The organism is Chloroflexota bacterium, from assembly GCA_020850535.1.
Lineage (GTDB): Bacteria > Chloroflexota > UBA6077 > UBA6077 > JACCZL01 > JADZEM01.
This window is the reverse complement of record JADZEM010000194.1, coordinates 1-24,741: the sequence shown is the minus strand read 5'-3', so window position 1 is coordinate 24,741 and position 24,741 is coordinate 1. Positions and strand designations below refer to the sequence as shown.

At 68.6% G+C, this 24,741-nt stretch carries 16 protein-coding genes; 5 read left to right on the top strand and 11 right to left on the bottom strand.

The window, feature by feature from the left end; genetic code table 11:
- Positions 1-68: 68 nt before the first annotated feature.
- Entirely contained in the window at positions 69-2,714 is a 2,646-nt protein-coding gene (locus tag IT306_27960; protein MCC7372282.1) for a hypothetical protein, read from the top strand.
- A gap of 127 nt (positions 2,715-2,841) precedes the next feature.
- Here the strand turns inward: IT306_27960 and IT306_27955 are convergent, their stop codons facing one another.
- Positions 2,842-4,488 carry a thiamine pyrophosphate-requiring protein gene (locus tag IT306_27955; GenBank protein ID MCC7372281.1) on the bottom strand — a complete coding sequence of 549 codons (1,647 nt, stop codon included), beginning with the start codon at positions 4,486-4,488 and terminating at the stop codon, positions 2,842-2,844.
- 435 nt (positions 4,489-4,923) lie between these two features.
- Here IT306_27955 and IT306_27950 point away from each other — a divergent pair, with 435 nt between their 5' ends.
- The 3 genes from IT306_27950 (at position 4,924) to IT306_27940 (ending at position 8,279) form a co-directional block, all read left to right on the top strand.
- A complete protein-coding gene (locus IT306_27950; GenBank protein MCC7372280.1) occupies positions 4,924-5,817 on the top strand; it encodes a sugar ABC transporter permease in 894 nt (297 codons plus the stop codon).
- Positions 5,814-6,734, top strand: a complete 921-nt coding sequence (locus IT306_27945) for a carbohydrate ABC transporter permease (protein MCC7372279.1) — start codon at positions 5,814-5,816, stop codon at positions 6,732-6,734. Before IT306_27950 ends, IT306_27945 begins: the two co-directional genes overlap by 4 nt.
- A gap of 90 nt (positions 6,735-6,824) precedes the next feature.
- Positions 6,825-8,279, top strand: coding sequence for a hypothetical protein (locus IT306_27940; GenBank protein MCC7372278.1), 1,455 nt, complete (start codon positions 6,825-6,827; stop codon positions 8,277-8,279).
- A gap of 55 nt (positions 8,280-8,334) precedes the next feature.
- Here the strand turns inward: IT306_27940 and IT306_27935 are convergent, their stop codons facing one another.
- From IT306_27935 to IT306_27915, 5 genes are all read right to left on the bottom strand, one after another.
- Positions 8,335-11,160 (bottom strand): chemotaxis protein CheW, encoded by a 2,826-nt coding sequence (locus IT306_27935; protein MCC7372277.1) that lies wholly within the window; start codon positions 11,158-11,160, stop codon positions 8,335-8,337.
- 189 nt (positions 11,161-11,349) lie between these two features.
- A complete protein-coding gene (locus IT306_27930; protein ID MCC7372276.1) occupies positions 11,350-12,819 on the bottom strand; it encodes an undecaprenyl-phosphate glucose phosphotransferase in 1,470 nt (489 codons plus the stop codon).
- Positions 12,820-13,034: 215 nt separating this feature from the next.
- Positions 13,035-14,033, bottom strand: a complete 999-nt coding sequence (locus IT306_27925) for a glycosyltransferase (protein MCC7372275.1) — start codon at positions 14,031-14,033, stop codon at positions 13,035-13,037.
- Between the two features lie 32 nt (positions 14,034-14,065).
- Complete coding sequence (locus IT306_27920; GenBank protein MCC7372274.1) at positions 14,066-15,679, bottom strand: glycosyltransferase family 39 protein; 1,614 nt, start codon at positions 15,677-15,679, stop codon at positions 14,066-14,068.
- A gap of 96 nt (positions 15,680-15,775) precedes the next feature.
- On the bottom strand, positions 15,776-16,744 hold the full coding sequence (locus tag IT306_27915; GenBank protein ID MCC7372273.1) for an amidohydrolase: 969 nt from the start codon (positions 16,742-16,744) through the stop codon (positions 15,776-15,778).
- 393 nt (positions 16,745-17,137) lie between these two features.
- Between IT306_27915 and IT306_27910 the strand changes: the two genes are divergently transcribed.
- On the top strand, positions 17,138-18,667 hold the full coding sequence (locus IT306_27910) for an extracellular solute-binding protein (GenBank protein ID MCC7372272.1): 1,530 nt from the start codon (positions 17,138-17,140) through the stop codon (positions 18,665-18,667).
- A gap of 143 nt (positions 18,668-18,810) precedes the next feature.
- On the opposite strand, the gene IT306_27905 is transcribed toward IT306_27910, so the two are convergent.
- The 5 genes from IT306_27905 to IT306_27885 all read right to left on the bottom strand — a co-directional run bounded on the left by IT306_27905 (position 18,811) and on the right by IT306_27885 (position 24,340).
- The gene (locus tag IT306_27905) at positions 18,811-19,749 is read right to left on the bottom strand and encodes a PAC2 family protein (GenBank protein MCC7372271.1); all 939 of its coding nucleotides are present in this window, start codon (positions 19,747-19,749) and stop codon (positions 18,811-18,813) included.
- A gap of 326 nt (positions 19,750-20,075) precedes the next feature.
- Complete coding sequence (locus IT306_27900; protein MCC7372270.1) at positions 20,076-20,906, bottom strand: carbohydrate ABC transporter permease; 831 nt, start codon at positions 20,904-20,906, stop codon at positions 20,076-20,078.
- Complete coding sequence (locus IT306_27895; GenBank protein MCC7372269.1) at positions 20,897-21,838, bottom strand: sugar ABC transporter permease; 942 nt, start codon at positions 21,836-21,838, stop codon at positions 20,897-20,899. The genes IT306_27900 and IT306_27895 overlap by 10 nt, the downstream gene beginning before the upstream one ends.
- A 76-nt stretch (positions 21,839-21,914) precedes the next feature.
- Positions 21,915-23,423 carry a sugar ABC transporter substrate-binding protein gene (locus tag IT306_27890; GenBank protein MCC7372268.1) on the bottom strand — a complete coding sequence of 503 codons (1,509 nt, stop codon included), beginning with the start codon at positions 23,421-23,423 and terminating at the stop codon, positions 21,915-21,917.
- Positions 23,424-23,590: 167 nt separating this feature from the next.
- Positions 23,591-24,340 carry a GntR family transcriptional regulator gene (locus tag IT306_27885; GenBank protein MCC7372267.1) on the bottom strand — a complete coding sequence of 250 codons (750 nt, stop codon included), beginning with the start codon at positions 24,338-24,340 and terminating at the stop codon, positions 23,591-23,593.
- Positions 24,341-24,741: the final 401 nt, after the last annotated feature.

Below are 24,741 nucleotides of genomic sequence, written 5' to 3'. Positions count from 1 at the left end.
ACCGCCCTAGATGAGCGATGACACCGGCTGGCAAGGTCTGCTGACCGGTCGAGAGAGGCGAACGTGGCATGAGCGATGGAGCGATCGCGGTTGCGGTAGTGCGCGATCCGTCAGATGCGGTGGCCTCGGCGGGGCCGGGCGGATGGGCCGTCTCGGAGCTACAGTCGGCGCTTGAGATGCGCGGGGCGACCGTCCGAGCCGTGGGCAGCGTCAGGGAGACCGCCGACGCAGATGCCGTCGTGGTGGTGGCTGGCACGGGGTCGGCGGCAGCGCAGACGGTGGCCCGGGCGGGCGGCGTCACCTTGCCGACCGAAGCCGAATCGCTGGCGCTGGTCTCAGGCACGCTGGAGGGGCGAACAGTCCTGCTGGCGGCCGGGGCGGACCCGCGCGGCGTGGTCTACGCCGTGCTGGAGCTTGCCGACCGACTTCGGAACGGTGCAGACGTGGGGGCCGCCCTGTCTGCACCGTCAGCCATCGTGGAGCGGCCAGCCAACCCGATCCGTGGCGTCACGAAGCTGCAGGTCAGCGACGTGGAGGACCTTCCCTGGTTCCACGACCGCGAGGGCTGGGAACGCTACCTGACGATGCTCGCGACGCAGCGGTTCAACCGGATCCACCTCGCGTTCGGCATCGGGCACGATTTCCTGCGGAACGTCCTGGACGCCTACCTGCTGTTCCCGTACCCGTTCCTGATCGACGTGCCTGGCGAAAATGTTCGAGCCATCAGGACATCGGACGGCACACCCCTCCCCGACGAGGAGCGCGCGAAGAATCTCGACACCCTCCGCTTCATCAGCGACGAGGCGGCGCGACGCGGTCTGCACTTCCAGCTTGGCATCTGGACCCAGCAGTACCAGTGGACCGAGAGCCCGAACGCCAGCTACATCACCGAGGGGCTGTCTGAGGCCAACCACGCCACCTACTGCCGCGATGCGCTGCGCCGTATCCTCGAAGCGTGCCCCGGCATCGCAGGGGTGACCCTGCGCGTCCACGGCGAGAGCGGCGTCCCCGAGGGCAACTACGACTTCTGGCGGATCGTCTTCAAGGGGATCGTGGCGTGCGGGCGGCCGGTCGAGCTTGACCTGCACCCGAAAGGCGTTGACCGCGAGATGATCGATGTGGGCCTGGAGACGGGCCTGCAGATCAACGTCTCGCCGAAGTACACCGCCGAGCACCTGGGTTTGCCCGGTCACCAGGCGGCGATCCGCCCGACCGAGAGTGCCCCCCGTCGGCTTGACGGCGATCACTTCGTGCAGGGGCTGATGAACCGCAGCCACTTCGACCTGAGCTACACTCGCTACGGCTACGCCGACTTCCTGGAGGAAGGGCGGACGTTCGGGGTCTACTACCGCATCTGGCCGGGCACGCAGCGCATCCTGCTCTGGGGCAGCCCGGCCTTCGCGGCGGGCTACGGCCGGCACGGGACCATCGGCGGCTCGCTGGGCGTCGAGCTGATGGAGCCGCTCTCCTTCAAGGGCCGACGCGGCTCCGGGCTGCCGGGCGGGCGCAACGCCTACGCCGACGAGCGCTTGAAGCCCGAGCGCGACTGGGAGAAGTTCACCTACACGTTCCGGCTGTTCGGGCGGCTGCTCTACAACCCGGACGCCGACGCCGAGACGTGGCAGCGGCAGTTGCGGGCCGAGTTCGGGGCGGCAGCGGGGGCGGTCGAGACGGCGCTGGCCCAGGCGAGCCGTATCCTGCCGCTGATCACCACGGCGCACCACCCCTCGGCCGCCAACAACCGCTTCTGGCCCGAGGTCTACACCAACATGCCGATCCTCGAACGGGACCGGCCGCATCCGTACCGCGACACGGTGTTCCCACGTCGGTTCGGGACCGTCAGCCCGCATGACCCGGTCACCTTCTCCAGCATCGAGGACTTCGCGGATGGGGTGGTGGCAGGCCGGTCAGACGGGCGGTACTCGCCGCTGCGCGTGGCCGACTGGCTCCAGGCGTCCGCCGAGGCGGCCCTGGCGGCGCTCGCTCAGGCCGAGCAGGCTGTCGGCGATGCGAGCACCGTCCCGTTCCGTCAGGTGGCCGTGGACGTGCGGATCGTGGCCGGCCTGGGGCAGTTCTTCGCCGACAAGCTGCGGGCGGGCGTCGGGTACGCCCTCTTCAAGCGGACCGGCGCCCGTGACTCCCTGGAGGAGGCCGTCCAGGCGTACCGCGCGGCTCGCGATGCCTGGGCCGGCGTGGTTGAGCACGGCAAGGCGTATCGCGACGATATCACCGTCGGCGGCGAGGCCTGGCTGCGCGGCCAGTGGGCTGACCGGATCCAGGCGATAGAGGACGACCTGGGCGACATGGAGGCCGAGCTTGCCGCGACCCCGGCGAGCGACGGCAGCGCTGTACACCGGCCGCTGGCGACGCTCGATCCGCTGCCGCCCGCCGTGACCTATGCCCATACGCCGCCGTCCTCATTCCGGCGCGGCGCGGCCGTCGCGGTGGCGTTGACGGCCCGGACGGCGGACGGCTCGCCGCTGACGGGGCGGCTGCACTACCGCCACCTGAATCAGGCCGAAAGCTGGGAGGCGGTCGGCCTGGAGGCAGACGGTTCGACGCTCCGCGCCACGATCCCGGGTGCGTACACAGACGCCCCGTACTCGCTGCTCTATCTGTTCGAGCTGCACGCGGCGGACGGCCGAGCCTGGCGCTACCCGGGCCTCGACGACTCCCTGGCCACGGCGCCGTACGCGATCGTCCGGCAAGGTTGAGTCACCCACAGCTCCAGATTCGCCCCTCACCCCCGCCCCGCTGCGCGGCGCACACATCGACTTCGTCGACATCATCTCCCGTACGCGGGCGGGGGGTGAGTCCGGTGCGGTGAGGGGCCGCGATCACCTACCGCCGGGATGACCGCGAGATCACCGTGTCGGGCCGGGTCATGATCTCCAGCAGGGCTGGCCGGCCCTCCATCGCGATCTGCGCGCCGCGCTGCAGCGCCGGCCCGACCTCCGACACCTTCTCCACGCGCTCGCCGTAGCCACCGAGCGTCTCGGCCATCCTGGCATACTGGCCGGTCAGGTTGGCGAAGCCGAACTGCTGTACCGCCGTCGGGTAGCCGTTCGGGTAGCCGGCCATGCCCTGATTGTTGATCAGGATGGTCAGCAGGCCGATGCGCTCGCGGGCCGCCGTCTCGATCTCCATGCCGACCATCCCGAACGCGGCGTCACCCATGAAGTTGATGGCGAGCTTGTCCGGGGCGGCCAGCTTCGCGCCCATCGCCAGGCCCAGGCCCCAGCCGAGGTGCGTGGACTTGCCCCAGCCGAGATAGCCACGCGGCGTGACGGCCTCGTAGAACGGCAGGATCTGATCGCGCGGGTTGCCGGCGTCGTGGGTGACGATGGCGTTCTTGCGGTCGAGCACCCGATTCATCTCATGGATGACCCGGTACGGGCTGATCGGCTCGGAGTCCGAGGTCAGGCGCGGCAGCCACTTCTCCAGCGAGGCCGCCTTGACCTTGGCGATCTCGGCCTGGACAGCGCTGCCGTCGCGGCCCTTGCCACGGAGCTTCGCCGAGGCCGCCTCGATCAACTGCCGGAGCACCAGTCTGGCGTCGCCGATGAGCCCGAGATCGGTCGGCAGATCCTTGTTCAGGTCGCGCTCGTCGGTGGTGACCTGGACGATCTGCTTCCCCTGGGGCATCGGGTAGGAGTAGGTGTTCGCCGAGAAGCTGGCCCCGACGCCGAAGATCAGGTCGGCTCCGTTGAGGAAGGTGTCGCTCAACTCGGTGCAGGCCGCGCCAGCCGTCCCCAGCGAGAGCGGGTGATCCTCTGGAAAGACGCTCTTGGCGTTCATGGTCGCGGCAACGGGGATCTGGAGCAGCTCGGCCAGCTCGCGGAGATCGTCCCAGGCCTCGGCGTAGAGGACGCCCTGCCCGGCGAACAGGACCGGCCGCTCGGCCGCGAGCAGCAGCTCGACGGCCTGGGCCACGCCGGCCGGGTCCGCCTGTGAGACGAACCGCTTCGGCGGGACGTACGCCTCGACAGCCGCATCGTCCACGTCCTCGCGGGTGACATCCATCGGCGTGTCCAGCATGACCGGCCCGAGCCGCCCGTTCCGCAACTGGCTGAACGCCCGTCGCATCATCGAGGGCAGCCGCTCGACGAGGTTGATGCTCTCGACCCACTTGGTGGTGTTGCGGTAGTGGTCTTTGGCCTCGAACGAGTACGGCACGCCGTGCTGCGTGCGCGGGTTGCCGCCCGGCAGGACCAGGATCGGGGTGTTGTCGGAGAAGACCTGCGCCACGCCGCCGAACATGTTCTCGGAGCCGGACGCCCGCTGGAAGCAGCAGACGCCGATCTTTCGGCCGTTGTGCATGCGGGTGTAGCCGTCCGCCATGCTCAGAACGGTGCGCTCGGTGCGGGCGAGGATCGGGCGGATGCCCTCGACGGCGCAGGCCTCGATGAGCGTGTTGCTGGGGTAGCAGAACAGGTACTCGACGCCCTCACGCTTGAGGATGCGGGCGATGGCGGTGTTCGCCTTCATGGTCTGACGTCTCCCGGTCCGGTGTGTCGTGCGGGGGGATGCAGACGAGCCGGCCGCGGGATGCCGAGCGCGGCCGGACGTCACGAACGGTCTGGAGCCGAGGTGAAGCTCGCCCAGGTTCCGAAACCGGTGAGATCCCGTGGGCGGTGCATTATCCACGGCGGCTGCCGGGGTTGCCAGACGGTCTCTGGGATCCGGAAGTCCAATGATTGACAGGCCGCGTATTCCCTGGTAGAGTCCCCGCACGCCGCCGGCTTCTCCGTTCGTTGCTGGTGGCGCGGTGTGTTCTGAACGCTCATACGCCGCCCCGTTGACGGTGTCGTCAATCTCTCCATGTAGGACAGACTCCCGGGAGCAATGATGGCTCTCAGGCTGCGCTCAGCCACGCAGGAACGAGCCTCTTCAGCGTCGCCGGCGACTCGCGGGGCGGGCAACATGGCCCGCCGTGAGGAGCTGTACGGCTGGCTTTTCGCCTCGCCGTGGATCATCGGCTTCCTGGTGTTCACGGCCGGCCCGATGCTCGCCTCGTTTTACCTCGGGTTCACCGAGTACAGCATCGCCAACCCGCCGAAGTGGGTCGGGACGGCCAATTATGAGAAGGCGCTGCTCGGGAAGGACGCCCAGTTCTGGCCGTCGCTCGGGCGGACGTTCCTCTACGCCGGGATGATCGTGCCGATCGGGCTGGCCGGCTCGATGCTGATCGCCGTGCTGCTCAACCAGAAGCTGCGGGCGGTGGCCCTCTTCCGGACGATGTTCTTCCTGCCGTCGCTGGTGCCAGTGGTGGCCTCGGCGGTCCTCTGGCAGTGGCTCTACCAGCCGGATTTTGGGGCCATCAACGGCCTGTTGGCGATGGTCGGCATCAAGGGGCCGCTCTGGCTCTCGGACTCGCGGTCGGCGCTGCCCTCGCTGATGGTGATGGCCCTCTGGGGCACCATCGGCGGCAGCACGATGATCATCTTCCTGGCCGGCCTCCAGGGCGTTCCGGCCGAGTTGCACGAGGCCGCCGAGATCGACGGGGCCGGCGCGGTCCAGCGCTTCTTCACGATCACGCTGCCGCTGCTGACGCCGACGATCTTCTTCAACCTCGTCATCGGGGTGATCGCCGCGCTCAAAGTCTTCGAGGCGGCGCTGGTGGCCACCAAGGGCGGCCCGAACTTCGCCACCTGGTTCTTCATCGTCCACCTGTACCAGACGGCGTTTCAGAACATCGAGATGGGGTATGCCTCGGCGCTGGCCGGCGTCTTCTTCATCATCGTGGTCACCCTCACCATCATCAACGTCCAGCTCTCGAAGCGCTGGGTCTACTACGAGGGGGAGGAGAAGGCATGACCGTCCAGACGATGGGCCGGGCGGCCTCGGCCACCCCGACCGCGCCGCGCTGGCCGGCGTCCTACCTGGCGGGGCGGGTGCTGCTGCACGCCTTTGCGGTGCTGCTGGCCGTGATCTTCACCGCGCCGTTCTTCTTCGCGATCTCGACCTCGCTCAAGACACCCGTTGAGCTGCACACGTTCCCGCCGTCGATCTTCCCGGCCGATCCGCAGCCGTTCAACTATGCGCGGGTCTTCCAGGTCGCGCCGTACGGCGTGTTCTACCTGAACACCGTCATCATCGCGGTCACGGCGACGATTGGGAATGTGATCTGCGCGTCCATCGCGGCGTACGGCTTCGCGCGGTTCCGCTGGCGGGGACGCGAGATCTGCTTCATGGTGCTGCTGAGCACCCTGGTGATCCCCGAAGAGGTCGTCATCATCCCCAAGTTCCTGATGTTCCACATCGTTCCCGAGTTCCTGTTCGGCACGTCGTGGATCAACACCTGGTGGCCGCTGATCCTCCCGTCGTGGATCGGCGGCGGGGCGTTCAACGTCTTCCTGCTGCGCCAGTTCCTGATGCAGCTCCCGCGTGACCTGGACGAGGCCGCCAAGATCGACGGGGCCGGGCCGTTCCGGATCCTCTGGAGCATCCTGCTGCCGCTGACGCAGCCGGCCATCGCCACGGTGGCGATCTTCTCCTTCCTGAACCACTGGCGGGACTTCATCCACCCCCTGATCTACCTGAACTCGCGCGAGAAGTTCCCGCTCTCGCTGGGCCTGCGGTGGTTCCAGCAGCTGCCGCTGGAGGCCAGCGAGCCGCGCGAGCACCTGCTGATGGCGGCGGCGTTGCTGATGGCGCTGCCCTGCATTCTCCTGTTCTTCACGATGCAGCGGTACTTCGTGCGCGGCATCGTGATGTCCGGCATCAAGGGCTGACGAGTCATCGGTTCTCAGTTCTCAGCGATCGGTGGACAAGCGCCACAGGCCCGCGCTGACAACTGATCGCTCGCACGCAAGGAGGCAACCATGCAGCGTCGCACGCTCTCCCGACGACATCTCCTGGCGCTGACCGGCAGCTCGGCTGTAGCGGTGGTGCTGGCGGCCTGCGGCAGCCAGCCAGCCGCCGCGCCCGCGAAGCCGGCCGAGACCAAGCCAGCCGAATCGAAGCCCGCCGAGGCCGCCAAGCCGGCCGAGAGCAAGCCGGCCGCGCCGGCTGCTGCCGCCGCGGCGACCTCCGCACCGGCCGCCGCCCAGCCCGCCGCTGCGCCGAAGCAGGCGCAGGGCGAGGTGAAGGTCCACTTCCGCAACAACGACGATGCCAAGTGGCAGGACGACAAGTTCATCCCGTCGTTCAACGCCAAGAACCCCGGTCTGAAGGTGGTGCAGGAGATCCTGCCGGACCAGCCGGAGTATTTCCCCAAAGTGGCGGCCCTCCACGCGACGGGCACCATCGGCGATGTGATCTGGGCGTCGATGGCCGGCTTCCGCAGTTTGGCAGTCCGCAAGATCTCGCGGTCCGTCGACGACCTCGCGACTGCCGACAAGTACGACATGAGCGACTACGAGAAGATCGGTATCTCGGAGATGACCTGGGACGGCAAGCTCTACGGCCTGCCGTGGGGTGCGCACGCCGGCTCGTCGGTGCTGCTGTACAACGCCGACATGCTGGACAAGGCAGGCGTCAAGGCGGCGGACCTGGACAGCTACGAGAAGCTGATGGAAGCCGCCAGGAAGCTGCAGGTGGTCAAGGACGGGAAGACCGAGGTCTTCGGCTTCACCCCGGGGCCGGCCGCGACCGACATCTTCCAGTGGATGCGGGCGTACGGCGGCAACCCCTGGGACGAGAAGGGCCAGAAGATCACCATCAAGTCGCCCGAGAGCCTGGCCGGCTTCAAGGCCTGGGCCGAATACTACGTCCAGGATCTCTCGCCGGTCTCGACCGCTGCGACGATGTATCAGCAGTTCTTCGCGGGCGGGCGCATCGCGATGATGCAGTCCGGCTACCAGATCGACTGGAACCCCGGGAAGGGCATCGGCGACAAGTTCAAGTGGGACGCCGTCTCCATGCCGAAGGGCCCGGGCGCCAACGGCAAGATCCCCACGAATTTCACCATCAACGGCATCACAATGGCCGCCAAGGCGAAGAACCCGGAGGGCGCCTGGCTGTACATGAAGTACCTGATGGACCAGGAGACCCAGATCGACCTCGTGAAGTCGGGGGCTGGGCGGCCAGCGCCGCGCAAGTTGATCCTCGATCACCCGGAGCTGATGGGCAAGTTCAAGGGCCACACGATTCAGCGCCCGCACTTCGGGATCGCGCAGGGGTGGCTGGAGCCGGCCAACCTCCGGATCGAGGAGGCCCGCAGCCTGATGGATCAGCTGGTGGGGCCGATCGCCAGCAAGGAAGCAACGCTCGAAGCGAAGATCGACGACATCGAGAAGCAGCTGCAGGCGGTGCTCGACAAGCCGCGCGCGGAGTAACGCGGGAGGCCCTCACCCCGGGGGTGAGGGCCTCCTGACTCCTGGCTCTCCGGTCTCAGCTGTTCGGCAGCACCCGCTCGGGGTCCAGGAACAACACCAGCCGGTCGCCCAGCCGCGCGACGCCACGGATCTGGCCGTCGTTCGCGCCGGCGATGATCGCTGGCGGCGGCTCGATGTCCGTCGTGGAGATCATCACGACCTCGGAGACCGCGTCCACCATCAGGCCGACGGTGTGCCGCCCCAGCTCGGAGACGACGACCCGGCTGCGGCGCGTCTCCCCACCGCCCTCGATGCCGAGGTGCTTGCGGAGATCCATGACCGGGATCACCTGGCCGCGCAGGTTGATGACGCCTTCGAGGAAGCCCGGGCCGTTCGGCACGCGGGTGATCGGCGGGACGCGGATGATCTCGCGGACCTGCTTGACGGGGATGCCGTAGGACTCGTTGCCGACGTCCAGCACCACCATCTGCTCTTCCTCGGGGCGCGCCCGCTCGGCCGCTTCCTTCGGCTCGGCCGGCTTCTCGGCGACGGGGGCGGTGGACGGCTGCGCGGCAGCCGCCGCGCGGGCCGGGGCCTCGTTGGCCGGGGCGACGGGCGGCTCTATCGGCGCGGTCAGCGTGGCAGACCCGCCGCCAGCGCCGTTGGTGTGGCCGTTGGCGCCATTCGTGCCGGCCACCACCAGCTCGCGCGACTCTTCGAGGATGATGCTTGCCTCGATGACGGCGTTCCCGACGACTTCAATCGGCCCCTCGAACGCTGGCATCAGGCCGGCCTCGCGGGCGGTGGTGCGCTCGCTCAGCTCGGCTTCCAGCGCCGCCAGCATGTCGTCGGCATCGCTCAGGTCCAGGTGCTCGTCGGCGTCGGCCTGCTCCACCGAGGCGATGGCCGCCACCAACTCGACCGGCAGCTCTGCACCAGCGGTCACCAGCGAGAGCACCGAGATCTCAGGTACCTCGCGGAGGGACGCCATGATCTGCTCGACGCTGCGCGGCGAGTCGAACTCGACGTGTATCTGGTGGCCGACTTCCTGCCGCTCGATCTCGGCCTTGGACGGCACGCAGGACTGGATGGAGCCAGCCTCGTCGGCCACCAGCCAGACCTGGAAGGCTCGCACGGCCCGCCAGTCCGTCTCCTCGATGTTGACGTCGAGCACGTAGCGGATGGGGCCACTCGGTGCAGCCGCCGCCGGCGCGGGAGCAGCCTCGGCCTCGGCCGCCGGGGCAGTCTCACCCTCGGCCTGTAGTTCCATCACTCTGACCTCTGGCACCTCGTCGAGCGCCAGGAGAAGCTCGTCGCGGCTGCGGGGCGAGAGGAAGGTGATGTCGATCCGCTGCCCGACTTCCTGCCGCTCGATCTCGGCCTTGGACGGCACGCAGGACTGGATGGAGCCAGCCTCGTCGGCCACCAGGTAGACCTGGAAGGCCCGCACGGCCCGCCACTCAGACTCGCTGATGTCCACGGTCAGTCGGTAGACGGTCGGCACGGCAGGGGCGGCGCCTGGGATGGCGTCTGGGACGGCGACAGGGGCTTCGTCGGGCGCCTCCTCGGCGCTGTAGGCAGGCTCATCGATGGACACGGCCATCTCCTCTTCCACATGTGGGATGACCGGCGCCGAGACAGCGGGGACCGCATCGGACGGAGCGTCGACAGGGTGCTCTGTGAGCGGGGCTGCTGGAGGAGCCGGAGGGGTCTCTGCGAGGGCAACGGGAACGGCGTCTGGTTCTGCGATGATCTCGGGTTCAAGATCGGATGCGGAGGGAAGCACCGGCAGGCAGGCCCGGAAGACGCTCGCGAGCAGGGCGAGCGCCACGTGGCGGTGCCAGCCATCCCAACCCCGAACGCGGTACACGTCGAGGCTGACGCCCGCGCAGCGCTCCGCGAGCATGCGGACGGACTGCCAGCGCGCGGCCATGACGCGTTCGAACATCTCGGCGGCTTCATCCTCTGGAGCGTTCGAGAGGAACGCGACGGGGGCGCCGCTGAGCGCGTCGGTGCAGCCGAGCAGCCAGTGCGCGCGCTGGGCCTCGACGGCACGGGCCGCATCGGCGTGAGCCACGTCGGCACGGGCCACGTCGGCACGGGCCACGTCGGCAGGCAGCCAGACGCGGCAGAGCTGGAGCGGGCTGCGGGGCTGGCCCGCGAGCAGCGTCGTGTACGGGCGCGGCTCGGCGGCGTTGGGGGCGTCCAGGAACGTGGCGGCAGCCGGGACCGGGAGCAGATACCGCCAGCCATCGGCGTCGAGGCGGGGGCGGAGATCCTCCTCGAAGCCCTCGCCATGCCAGGAGGTGACCCACTGGCCCGGCAGGTGGCCGAGCTGGCGCGCCTCGCGCAGCAGCTCGATGGCGAGCGTGCTGCGAGACTTGTACTCCAGGCTGGCCGGCACGCCGGCCTTCTCGCGGCGGTCGGCGTCGTCAATCCAGCTGTGCGGCATGTAGATCGCCGCGTCCACCAGGGCGCTGGAGGTCAGCGAGCCGTAGGCCAGGAAGACGCCGATCTGCGAGTTCGAGGTGCGTCCGAGGTGGTGGACGAACTGCTTCTCGACGCCCACGGCGTTGTCGCCACGCTTCACGAAGTTGTCGATGTTCAGCGTGTAGAGGCCGTCCGGCGTGCCAAACGTCTCGCCGACGTACAACTGCAGCGCGTCGACGACGGGGCGCGTCGGCCAGGGCGACTTGTTGAGCAGCCAGCCGAGCGCGCGGGCGCTCGCGCCATCGACGGTGTCGGCCAGGCTGGTCACATTCCGGCGCTCAGCCTTGCCGTTCAGCAGGCCGCCGAGATACTGCTCGGCGCGCTGCCGCCCGATCTTGCGGCCGAAAAGTGGTGCGAAACGCTGCCGGAACGTTGATACGAACGCGGAGGGCACATGCTCGTCGTGGGCCACCTGTTTCCACCCCTTCATGCTGACCCAGTCTGTGCCAGCTCATCGGCGTCGCGCCCGGCTATGGGGCGCCCATCGACCGTGAAAACGAGGCGGCAGCAGGCAGAGGGACGGATTAGCGGGGCGGGATCAGACGAAATGTAGGAAATCGCGTCCGGGGCCGCATCGGACCGAGCCGGGGTACTCGGCGGCCTAGTAGGCGTTCTTGTCCCGGAAGATCGCCCCGATCGTCTTCAGGCAGATCTTCACGTCGAACGCCAGCGACCAGTTCTCCACGTAGAACAGGTCGTACTTGGTGCGCTCGGTGATCGAGGTGTTGCCGCGCAGGCCGTTGACCTGCGCCCACCCCGTCATCCCGGCCTTCTCGTTGTGGCGCTCGGCGTAGCGCGGGACCTCGCGGCTGAACTGCTCCACGAAGTGCGGGCGCTCGGGGCGCGGCCCGACAAGGCTCATCTCGCCCACCAGCACGTTGACCAGCTGCGGCAGCTCGTCGAGGCTCCAGCGGCGGATGAACGTCCCGATGACGGTCCGGCGGCGGTCATCCTGGGTGGCCCAGACCGGCCCGGTCGAGGCCTCGGCGTCGGCGCGCATCGAGCGGAACTTGATCAGGTGGAACGGCTTGCCGTCCAGCCCGACGCGCTCCTGCGTGTAGAAGACCGGCCCCGCACCGCCCCACAGCTTGACGGCCACGGCGAGCGCCATCAGAAACGGCGAGATCAGCACCAGGGCGATGGCGCTGACGACGATGTCCATGGCCCGCTTGATGGTCAGGTTCCAGCCGCGCAGGGCGACGTCGCGCACCTGGACCATCGGCAAGCCGGTCAGGTCGCTGGTGGTGACCTCGCTGGACATGATCTGCACGATGTCCGGGAACAGCTTGACGTTGACGTGAGCGCGAGCGCAGTTCGAGACCAGCTCCAGGACGTCGCGCTGCTCCAGCCGGGGCGCGGCGATGATCAGCTCGCTGACGTGGTGCTGCTCGATCAGCCGGGGCACGTCCGAGAGCGTCCCGAGGATCGGCGTGCTGTTCTCGAAGAGGTCAAGGTGGACGTCGTCCACGAACCCGACGATCCGGTAGCCCAGCTCCGGCGCGTGGCGGATCTTCTCGCGGATGATCTCGCCGGACTCGCCGGCCCCGACGATCAGCACGTTCGCGGTGTCCACGCCGTGCGCCCGCCCGAGGCGTAAGCCGGTGTCAAGGATGACACGCGCCAGCCAGATCAGGAGGATCGAGGAGACCCACCAGCCGGCCAGCACCACGCGCGGCAGGCCAAGCTCGCGGAAGGCCAGCGTCAGCACGGCCAGCCCCACGATGAACGCCGCGCTGACCCCCAGGAACAGCGAGTAGAGCAGGTCGATGCGCGAAAGGCCGCGCCTGGGGATATAGTGGCGGAAGAACGCCAGCACGCCGAACAGGCAGACGGCCATCACGATGACGGTGTCGGTGTAGGCCTCGGGCGGAGGGATCTCGACGCCCGGCCGCATCACCAGACGGTAGCGGATGAGGTACGCCAGCCGATAGGCAGCATGGAGCATCGCCAGGTCCGCGGTAATGAGTGCGATGACCTGGAGCGCGCGCAGGAGCCGCCACCGCCGAGGCGGGTCACCAGTGGGCGCTGGAGCGACCGTGACCTCGGGTGGACGTGTGAGCGTATCCGTCACGGCACGGGTCGGCCGCGCCTGAGAGGGCGTGGTCGTGCCGCGGCGCGCGTGGCGCCCGGAGGCGCAGGTTCGAGCCGCGTCGAGCGATCCATGTCTTCGGAGGATACTGCCGTCACGACGTTTCCAGCAAGCGCCCAAGGGGGCGTTTTCGGGTGGACTCTCGGTGGACTCGCGACGGACTCTCAAAGGGCAATGGCGTGCCTGACCGGCTCGGCCTACCGGCGTGGGTGACCGTCAGGGATCGCGTCGCGGTGCCGCAGCCGCCACCAGAGGCCGGCCGGGTAGCCCGCCATCTTGGCCGCGTCGCCAACCAGCCGGAGCAGCGGCACCCAGGCCAGCGCCACAAGCCTCCCGCGCGTGTCCAGGCCGGCAAACTGTGGACGCAGCCGGCGGTACGGCTTGCGAACGTACCCGACCGCCGCCAGCAGCATCGGCAGGAGCAGCCACGGACGCCGCCGCGCCAGCGCCAGCCCCAGGGGCAGACCCAGGTAGGTGGCGTACCGAATCAGGTGCCGCCTGCGCCAGAGATCGGCCTTGCCGTCGCCGCGCGCGTAGCGGTAGTACTGGAGCCAGAACGCGCGGGGCGTGGAGCGGGGGCGGAAGTGCACCAGGGCGTCTGGCGCCCAGGCCCGCCGACAGCCCTCGTCCTCCAGCGCGAAGTCGAAGAGCAGATCCTCGCAGTAGTCGAGCCACTCCGGGTAGCCGCCGGCCAGCTCCCAGGCCGCCCGCGTGAACGCCACCGAGCGGCTGGATGGGTAGAACCGCTCCGGGCGGATCTCGTCGACGGCGGGGAGGGTCGTCGCGCCGAGGGCCATCTCGAAGGGCGTGCGCGGGTCGGACTGGAAGAAGCCCGCCACCACGTCCGGCGGGTCAGCCTCCTGGAACGGGTCGGCGAGGGCTGACAGCCAGCCCGGCTCCAGCCGCACGCCGGCGTCGGTGACGGCCACGATCTCGGACTGGGCGCGGCTGATGGCGGCGTTGCGCCCGGACGAGATGTTCGCGCCAGGGATGATCGCCAGGGTGATGGGGAGGCCGCGCGCCTGCCACGCCTCCACGACGGCTGGCGTGCCGTCCTGTGAGCCGCCGTCCACCACCACGATCTCGTCTGGCTGGCGGGTCTGCCCCGCCAGGCTGGAGAAGAGGGCGTCCAGGTTGTCCGCCTCGTTGAGGACGGTCAGGCAGAGGGCAACCGTTCTCCTGGCAGGCGACGGCATATCAGCGGCAACGACCTGGGACGTGGGTGCGGTCATGGCGCTCTCAGTGTGAACGAATCTGGCGCGCTGACGGTAGCCCGCGCCAACACCCACGGTGACGGCGCGCTGGCGACTGCGCGCAGATCGTACAGCCGCAATTCCACTCGCCCGAAGCTCTGCGTCCCGAGCCGCCGGCCGCGTCCCTCAAGCCAGCCGAGAATCAGGTCATCAGGGTCGGCTTCGTTGGCGGCCCAGCGCACCAGCCAGACGCGGTCATGGGTCTCCGCCAGGGTGTCCAGGCGCGCGCGGGTGTCGGCCACGTCGATGGGGCGCTGGCGTGGCAGCGGGAACAGGTCGGACGGTCCACGGTAGTAGTAGTTGAAGATCTCGATCTGGCCGGGCGCGGTCAGCACGATGGCGTCGTCGGGCTGCTCGCGGAGCATGACCGTCTGCGCGAGGCCGCGATAGTTGTCGCGGGCGTAGACCGGATCCCAGTAGTACGAGGCCAGCGAGCGGACGGTCGGGATCAGCAGCAGCCCGGCCAGCACGACCGCCACGGCGATCACCGCCAGTTGCCGGGCCATGGGCGGGAAACCCGTGCGAGCGGCCAGCAGCCGGCCCGCGCCGCTCCAGAGCGCCGCCAGCCCGGCCCCCAGCAGGACGGCCCAGGCGGGCAGCACCAGCAGCAGGAAGCGCGGCTCGTAGAGGGGGCGGGTGCGCGAGAGGATGACGATGCCGACGATGGGCAGGAGCAGCCAGAGGAGGAGCAGGACGAGATGGTGTCGGGTGTCGGGTGTCGGGCTTCGGGGGGGCAGTAGGCCGCTCAGCCACCCGGCTCCGAGCGCTGCCAGTCCCAAGAACGGCGCCAGCCCGGCCCGGAACGCGAAGCGCGTGGTCGCGATGCCCAGCGAGAGGACGTTGACGGCGTCCAGCGCCAGCGCCCAGGCCGGCTGGGGGGAGCCCAGGCCCGGGTAGTAGCCGGTCTGACGCAGCGCTACCGGCAGCCACGGCAGGAACAGCAGCGTGGCGATGCTGCCGGCCAGCCCGAACCAGACCAGGATCTGCCAGCGGCGCGTCAGCGCGACCAGCAGCAGGGCGTAGAGGCCCTGCGCCACCACCACCAGCGAGCCGTAGTAGTGGGTGTAGAGCAGCGCGCCGGCCAGGAGTCCGTAGAGCGCGGCCAACTGCGCCAGCCGCCGTCGTCTGGGCGTGGCAGCGTCGGCCAGGGCGCGCAGCAGCACGAGCGCAGCCCAGCTGCTCGCCGCCGCCAGCAGCCCGGCCTGCGCGTACATGCGTACTTCCTGGCTGTACTGCACGGCCAGCGGCGAGACGGCGAGCACCGCCGCTGCCGCCAGCCCGGCGACGCGCCCGGCCACCAGCAGCCCAAGTCTCCAGGTCACCCAGATGGTTGCCATTCCCAGCAGGACGGACAGCGAGCGGAGCGCGATCTCGCCCTGCCCGAAGGTGGCGGCCCAGGTTGCCAGCAGCCAGTAGTAGAGCGGCGGGTGGATATCGACGGACGTGGCAACGGCGATCTCGGCAAAGCTCCTGGGCGTCATGTAGGCGCTGACACCCTCGTCGTACCAGAGGCTCTGGCCGTCGAGCAGGAAGAGGCGCAGGCCCAGCCCCAGCAGGAGGATCAGTGCGAGCGGCAGATGCTGAGTCATGGGGCGTGGGGCATGGATCGTGGGTCATAGGGCGTGGGGCATGGGGCGTGGGGCGTCTCCCCCACCACCCTCGACCTACGATCCACCATCCTCGACCTACGATCCACCATCCGCGCCCAGCGGGATGTCGAACAGCCGCGCGGCGTTCCCGCCGAAGATCTTCTGGATGGCATCCTCCGGGAAGTTCAGGAAGCGGCAGGCCCGCATCTGATCCTGCAAGTAGCGGATGCTGTACCCGCGCGGGAACCAGCTTGAGTCGCTCCCGTAGACGATCCGCTCCGGCCCGACTGTCTCGTAGAACTTGCGGAACAGGTCTTCCAGGGTCAGCGGGTACGGCATCCAGCGGATCCACTGATTCGAGCCTGAGGTGTCCACGTTGACGTTCTGGCAGGCCCAGCAGAGGAACAGCAGCTCCTTGACGTACTGAATCCCGAAGTGCGGCACCACGAACTCGACGGTCGGGAAGTCCCTGGCGATCTGCTCGAGCAGGCCCGGGTTGTCGCGGCCGTTCCACGAGATGCCGCCGCCCGCCCCCAGCATCCCGAAGTGGATCAGGACCGGGATACCCAGCCGCTCGCAGACCTCCCAGATGGGGTAGAGCTCGCGCTCGTTGACGGGGCGCTCCAGGGCCGGGGCCAGGATCTTCAGACCCTTGAGGCCGAGCTGCGTGACAGCGCGCTCCAGCTCCTCAGCGGCGCCCGGCTCGAACAGGTTGTGGTGAGCGAACCCGATGAAGCGGCCTGGGTGGCGGGCTACGACGGAGGCCAGCGAGTCGTTGCCGCCGCCGGTGGCGAACCCGACATGGCTGATGCCGTAGCGGTCCAGCTCGGCAAGCCAGCGGTCCGCCTGCACCTCCAGGCTGGGCGCTTCCCTCTCCGGCTCGGGGAAGTCCCAGGCCTGGCGCCAGGCGACACGGTACTTCTCAGCCTGCTGCTTCAGGTAGTCGGCCTTCGCGCCGGCCGCGCTGCCAGGCTCGTAGGTGCGGGCTGCCGCGCCTGACATCGACAGGTCGTTGGCAGCCGGGAAGTGACAGTGGAAGTCGATGATCGTGAGATCCTGAAACATCGGTCAGCTCCATCGCGGACGAACTGCGTGCCTATTGTTGTGCGATTCGGCGCGCGGCGGGCAGGCTGATTGTGCGCCCATACTGGCAAAAACCTTCTTGTAGACATGATTGTCTGCGGATGCTACACTCCGCCCGCCATTCGCAGGGCGTCCGTGTGGATGCTCTGCGGCGAGACACGGCGTTGACGAGCACCGGCGACGAAGCCCTATCGCCTGTTGACACGGATGGTGACCGCTCCCGAGGCAATGGCGCACCGGGCCTGTCCGATATCCTGGCCCCAGGCGACAGCGGTTTCTGGCCGGGCGGCCTGCAGCACTGGCGCTGTACGCCGGCGCTTCTGACGGCGACGGGTCCGCTGAGGGTATCCCACGCACGCGTACAGGGAGGCAATGATGCCAGACGATCGTGATCGACGTGCCCGCGTGAGGAGCCACCTGAGCCGCCGAGGCTTTCTGCAGACGGCAGTGGGGCCGACTGGCCTCTTGCTGCTGACAGCCTGTGGCGGCGCCACCGCGCCCCAGCAGCCGACCGCTGCTCCGGCCAAGCCAACGGAGGCCCCGAAGCCTGCCGCCCCCGCCGCCGCGCCGGCATCGTCGCCGGCCGCTGCCGCGCCAGCAGCGGGGGCGTCACCGGCCGCAGCCGCAGCCGCCCCGGCCTCCTCGCCAGCGGCAGCGGCGTCGCCAGCCGCCGGCGCGGCAGCCCAGGCTCCGGCCGTGCCGAAGGTCAACCTCTCGGGCGCGCAGGTCAGTTACCTTGGCTGGGCCTCGTTCATCCCGACGGCGGACGCCTTCATCAAGAAGCAGATCGAGGACTGGGCCAAGGATGTCGGCGCGAGGGTCAGCGTCGAGTTCGTCAACACGAACGATATTCAGCCGAAGCTCGCGGCCTCTATCCAGGGCGGCAGCGGCCCCGATATCGTCCACATCCGCGACAACTGGGCGCAGACCTTCATCCAGGGTATGAGCGACATCTCGGATCTGGTGGCGGACATCCAGAAGCTGTACGGCGACTTCTACCCGATCTTCAAGGCGAACGACGTCGGTCCGGACGGCAAGTGGTACGCCATGCCGCACGACAACAGCGGCGGCGCGATGCACTGGCGGCAGTCCTGGTTCAAGGATGCCGGCGCGTCGGCGTTCCCGGAAAAGCTGGACGCCTACTTTGAGGTCGGCAAGAAGCTGAAGGCGAAGAACCAGCCGTACGGGCAGGCGTTCGGGCACAGCTTCGGGGATCCGCCGGGCTGGTGCTACTCGATGATGTGGGGCTACGGCGGCCGCGAGGTCAACGAGCAGGGCAAGGTCGCCATCAACTCGCCCGAGACGATCAAGGCCGTCGCGGACATGGCCGTTGCGTTCAAGGACTGCTTCGACGACACGGGCCTCGCCTGGGATGACTCGGCCAACAACCGCTCGTTCCTGGCCGAGCAGATCTCCGCGACGCAGAACGGGTCGAGCATCTGGTTCGTGGCCCGCAACGACAAGAGCCCGTTCTTCGACGACATCGGCCTCTCGCTGATGCCGGCCGGCCCGAAGGAGCGCGCGCTGCTCGTCGGCACGGACCACTACTGCATCCCGAAGTACAGCAAGAGCATCGACGCGGCCAAGGAGCTGCTGCGGCACCTGATGAAGCCGGAGATCTACGAGGCCCGCTTCCAGGAGAACCAGAGCTACATCGCTGGCGTCAGCCCGAAGCACGATCAGATGCTCGGCTGGGACAAGCTCCCGCCGGTCGTCAAGATCTTCCGAGACCTCGGGCCGGTCGCGCGGGCCGTCGGGTTCCCTGGCCCGGCCAACCAGAAGGCCGGCCTGGCCTGGTCGAAGTACATCGTCGTGGACATGTTCGCCAAGGCGATCCAGGGCGAATCCCCCGAGGCGGCCGTCAAGTGGGCCGAGACCGAGCTGAAGCAGGTGTACGAGGTGTAGTCGGCAGGAGGTCGGCGGTACGTCGGGAAGCGGCCCGGCGGGGGCGTGGCATGCCCTGCAGGCGTGGCATGCCACGCCCCACGGTGGGGCGATGGCAAGCCCACCTGGGCGTCGGCCGGCCCGCGCCCCACGACGGCGGGCTGTCAGCCGGTGCCGCCTTCAGGATCGCTGCTCTCGCTCCCGCGCTCGCCGCGCAGGAACCGCTCCAGCTCCTCCACCAGATCGCGCCCGGATGGCAGGTCGCTCGCCGACTCGTCGGCCTCGCTTGTGGGCGTCGGTGGGTCTGCGTCAGGCGGGGAATCGTCGGCCGGATCGGCTTCCAGCAGCTGGTTCAGCCGCTCGGCTACCTCCGGGTTCGCCCGGATCGCTGACTCGACTTTCCGCAGGAAGTCGGTGGCGATGCCTTGCAGCCGTCCCAGCTCAAGATCGGCGTCGAGGGCGCGCTCGGCGGCTTCCAGCAGCGACAGGGAGACGGCCGGGTTCGGCGCACCCAGGTACCCGGGACTGGCTGCCCAGAGGCTGGCGGCGGGGATGCCGGCCTCGTCCAGCCCGTGCAGCAGCGCCGTCACGAACGCCGTCGGTCCGGCGTAGGCCGTGTCCTCGAAGCCGAGCGCGGCGAGCCGGGCGTCGAGGTCGGCGTTCGGCGTGCGTCGCACTATCGGGATGCGCCGGTGCGAGACCGGTCCGATGAACGCACCGAACGTCACTGCCCTCTCGACGCCCAGGCTCAGGGCGTACTCGGCGACGGCCCGCGCGATGGTGGGCCAGGATGCGTGCGGCTCCGGACCGCGCAGCACCAGCAGATCGCACTCGGCGTCTGGCCGCACGAGGGCGTGGAGCGTGATCTCGGGGTACTCCAGCTTCCAGCGTCCGCTCGCATCGCGGCGCGTGACTGGCCGCTGCACGGTGAAGTCGAAGCAGGCTTCAGGGTCGAGGACGGCGCACGGCGACGGCGGCGGGTCGCCCAGCAGGTAGGAGAGGGCGCCTGTCGCGGCGGCGCCAGCATCGCCCCAACCGCCGAACCCCGCCAGAAGGATCGGCCGGCGCAGGTCCGGCCGGTCGGCGATCCGTAGAACACTCATGGCGGAATTGTAGCGAGCGGCGCTGCCTGCTCCCCGGAATGCGCGGAGCAGGCCAGGGCGATTGCATGATGGGCGGGTCGTGCGGCGTGGTCGGGGCTTGAAAGCCCCGCCTACCATCCTGCAGTCGCTTCGCGACGCTCCAGTCCCACCGATCAACGCTGTTCCGGGCGTCCGTCGCGCAGCGACGGAATGAGTGTAGGCGGGGGCTTCAGCCCCCGACTGCGCGTCTTGCGACTTTTGGGAGCACCAACGAACCTGCAATTGCCCTGCGGAGCAGGCGGCGAAAGTCGGCGAGACGCCTGGGGTGAGCGCCATCGAACGAACGGCTACTGCTTGACGGCCCCCAGGGTCAGCCCACTCACGATGTGCCGCTGCATCACCAGCGCCATCGCCACGACCGGCAGCGTGATCATGGTGGCGGCGGCGGCCAGCGGTCCCCAGTTGAACTGCTCGAAGCTCATCAGGTTGAACACGGCGACGGGCAGCGTCCGCGTGTTCGGGCCGGCCAGGATGACCGAGAAGTTGAAGTTGTTCCACGAGAAGATGATGCTCAGGATGGCCGTCGCCACCAGGCCCGGCTTGACCAGCGGCACGGCGATGCGCCAGAGCACCCCGTAGATCGAGCTGCCGTCGATCAGCGCGGCATCCACCAGCTCCGTCGGCAAGTCCTCGAAGAAGCCGATCATCACCCAGACGATGATCGGCAGGCCCACGATCAGGTGACTGAGGATCAGGGCGGCGTGCGTGTCGATCAGCCCGAACCAGCGGAACGTGATGAACCAGGGCACCAGGAAGCTCAGGCCGGGGGTGATGCGTGCCAGCAGGATGCCGAGCGCCAGGCCGTTCTGCTTCCACCGCGCGATGCTGAACGCGGCGGGGACGCCCAGCAGCATCCCGATGGCGGTGCAGCCGAACGCCACGATGGTGCTGTTCATGACGTACTTGAAGAACGGGTTGGACGGGTTGTCGAAGACGTAGCGGTAGCCGTCCAGGGTCGGGTTGCGGGGGATGAACAGCGGCGGCGAGGCCGTCGCCTCGATGTTGGTGCGGAACGAGATCGAGACCATCCAGAAGAAGACGAACGCCATCGGCGCCATCAGGATCAGCATCAGGATGGTGTAGGCCGCCGTCTCGCCATGCTTGCGGATCAGAGCCATGACGCCCTCCGGATCCTCATCGCCAGGACCGAGACCCCCAGGATGATCGCGAAGAAGATGACCACCATCGAGGACGCCATCCCCATGTGGAAGTACGAGAACGCGGTGTTGAACAGGTAGATGTTGATGGTGTCCGATGCCCCGCCCGGGCCGCCCTGCGTCATCACGAAGATGATGTCGAACGTCTTGAGCGAGTCGATCAGGCGGAACAGGGCCGCCGTCACGATGGTCGGGCGCAGGAGCGGCAGGGTGATCGTCCAGAGCATCTGGGCCTTGCTCGCGCCGTCGATCATCGCCGCCTCGTACGGCTCGCCGGGAAGCGCCGCCAGCCCGGCCAGCACGATCAGCATGATCAGCGGCGTCCACTGCCAGGTGTCCACGATCACCAGCGCCGGGATGACCGTCCCCGAGGCGTAGGTCCAACTCCACGGCGGCAGCCCGATCACCGACAGGAAATAGTTCATCACGCCGAGGGTCGGGTGGTACATCAGCACGAAGATCAGGGCGATGGCGACGGGCGTGGCGACCATCGGCAGGATCGCCAGGGTTCGCAGCAACCCCCGCCCCCAGAACTGCCGATTGAACAGCAGCGCCAGCGTCACCCCGAGGAACGTCTGGACGGTCACCCCAAGCAGGGTGAAGTAGAACGTCACGAAGATCGAGTTCTTGAAGCGTGTATCGGTCGTGAAGAGGGTGATGTAGTTGTCCAGCCCGACGAACTTCGGCGCGGCGGTGCTCGCCAGCGAGAAGTCCTGAACGCTCAGGTAGAGGGTGTACGCCAGCGGGAACGCCAGCATCAGGGCGACGGTCGCCACGGCCGGGAACGGCAGGACGAACGACGCGCGCCGCTCGAACCATGCGGACAGCCCGTGCGTCGAAGCGGCGGGCGCGGCTGGCGCAGGGCGAGGGCTTGCGACAGAGTGATCGGCCATGGTGACCTCGGTGGGGGCCAGAGACACACGGAGGGCCGTCACGGTGTGCGTGACGGCCCTCCAGCGTGATCGCGAGCTACTTTTCCTTGTCCAGGATCGCCTGGAAGGCGTCGTTCGCCTTCTTGATGATCTCCTTGGCGCTGCCGCCCTCGATGGCGCCCTGGAAGAGCGCCCCCACCGTGTCGCGGTACTCGCTGACGGCGGCGATGGCCGGCAGGCCCGGCGAGCCGATCTTGTTGCCCTGGATGAACGCGTCCACCCAATCCTGCGGCATCTTCTGGGCAGCCTTCACGGCCGGGTCATCCCAGGTCGAGAGCCGCGCGACGCCCACACCGGCGACCTGCGCCTTGATGCCCATGGTCTTGCCCGTCGCCCACTGGGTGAACAGGAAGGCCGGGCCGGCCTTCTTCGACTTCGCGCTGATCGCGAAGCCCGGCGTGTAGGTCGGCGGGATCTGGCCGCCGGGGCCCTTCGGCACCAGCGCGTACCCGACCTTCCCCTTGACTTTCGACTTGGTCTCGTCCTCGTACTGGCTCAGGAAGTTGATGCCGTCTTCCATGAACGCGACCTGGCCCTGCATGAAGGCGGCGGTCACCTCGGACCAGTTGAAGTTCACCACGCCGGGGACGCCGTACTCGCGGTTCATGCGCGCGTACCAGTCCAGCGAGCCTTCGCCGGCCGGCGTGTCGAGGGTTGCTTTGCCGTTCTCGAAGTACTTGCCGCCCCAGTTGAGGAACTGGCACGGCCACTGGGTCATGTTGGCGTTCTTCAGGCCGCGCGCGCACCAGCCGTAGACGCCCCCGGACGGGTTGTGCAGCGCCTTGATGGCCGCTTCAAGCTCGGTGTGGTCCGTCGGAACCTTCAGGCCCTTCGCGTCGAGCAGGTCCTTGCGGTACGCCATGATGCTGACGTCCACAAAGGAGGGGATGCCGACGATCTTGCCGTCCGCCAGCGTGACTTCCTTCTTGCCCGGCTCTGGCACGTCGTTCCAGTCGAACTCCGGGCTGAGCAGCTTCTTGTCGGCGATCATCTCGTTCAGCGGCATGAACCAGCCGCTCTTCGAGAACTGGACCTTCTCGACGTGGTAGCTGGCGTTGAAGGCGTCGAGGTTGCCGCCGCCGCCCGCGAACTCGACCACGAGCTTCTGGCGACCCTGAATCTCCGGCAGATCCTCGAACTGGACGTTGATGCCGGTCAGCTTGGTGAACTCGGGGATGTTCTGCTCGATGACGGTGTTGTGCGGGTGCTTGTTGAACTGGACGTTGATCGACTGGCCCTTGAACTGCTGCCAGTCGAAGGCGGCATCGGTGGGCTTGGCCGGATCGACCTTCGCCGGGGCGGCCTGGGCAGCGGCGGCCGGCGGGGCGGTGGTGGCGGCTGGCGCCGCGGCCGGGGCGGCCGGCTTCGCGGCCTCGGCGGGCTTGGCTGCCTCGGCCGGCTTCGCGGCTTCGGCGGGCTTGGCCGGCGCAGCCGTGGGCGCCGGCGCAGCCGACTGCCCGCAGGCGGCCAGCAGCGAGGCGCTCATCAGCCCGATGCTCAGGCCGAGATAGCGGCGACGGGTGATCTTCGGTGCAGGACGTGACATCTGATGCCTCCGCCATTGGAGTGCCGAACCGACGGAGCAGGCCCACCAGACCAGGGGTGCGCGTGCTTCGTTGTCGATAGGGTGGATCGTACCAGTCCACTGATTGATGGACAATCGTTCAAGGCGATGTGGCGGCGGCTCAGGAAGCCAGCGCCCCCTGCTGCTGCCTACCCCGGGACTTCCTGCTCCTCCCCTCCCGCCTGGGCGATCTGGCGAATCGCGAGCTGACACGAGCTCTCAAGGTGCCGTTCGAGGGCGACGACGGCCGGAGCCGCATCGCGGTGGTGAATCGCCTCGGCGAGGGCGTCGACGATCTGCTGGTGTTGCGGCCCGAGCACCTGCAGATCGATGTGCGGAAGCTGCGAGATGGTGAAGACCAGCAGCCGCAGCAGCCGCGTCTGGTCGTACAGGTCGAGCAGGCGTGGCGAGCCGCTCATCTCGCACAGGGCGCGGTGGAACGCGATATCCCGCTCCAGGATCGAGACACGGTCGCCAGACTCACCGGCCCGCTCCATCTCGGCCACCAGTTGCCGCAGCGGATCGAGCGCGGCCTCGGTCAGCCGCCCCTGCTCCACCGCCAGCCGCAGCGCGAACGTCTCGAACATGCGGCGGACGGTGTAGACGTCCTGCACGTCCGCCTGATCGAGCGAGGCGACGTAGCTCGCCTTGTGGCGTGCGCGCACCACCAGTCCATGCCGCTCCAGCACCGCCAGCCCGTCGCGGATCGGCCCACGGCTGAGGCCCATCTCCTCGGCCATGTCCCGCTCGACGATCCGCTGCCCCGGCTTGATCTGGCCGGTCAGCAGGGCGTCACAGAACGCGCGAACGACTTCCTCGTGGAGGGCCGCGACGGGCACGCGCTTGAAGCGCCGGCCGGCCGGACGCCGGGCAGAGATGTCGGAGGATTCGGCGGCCATGCGGGCGGATCGGCCTCCTCGCCGAAGGGGCCGCGGCGCGCGAGACCCCTTGACGGTCAATGGTTAACCATCGACCGCGCGGCGAGTGTAGCAGTGTGCGGCAGCCTCGTCAATGGGGTGTCGATGCGGTCACAGGGCAATCGCATGGCTCCAGGCTGGAGGCCCTCACCCCCCGACCCCCTCTCCCTGTGCGCGGGCGAGGGGGAGGAACGAAACTGCCGTGTGTCTCCCCCCCGCCCGCGCACAGGGCGAGGGGGTCGGGGGGTGAGGGCCTCCCTCGGGGTCGGGGGCTGACTTCCCGACAGTTATTGCGAAGGCGGGTCCACCATCTGCGGAACCCGGAGGTTGAATGACCGAAGGGAGGCAGATGATGGACCCGCTAGGAGGATGGCAAGGATGGG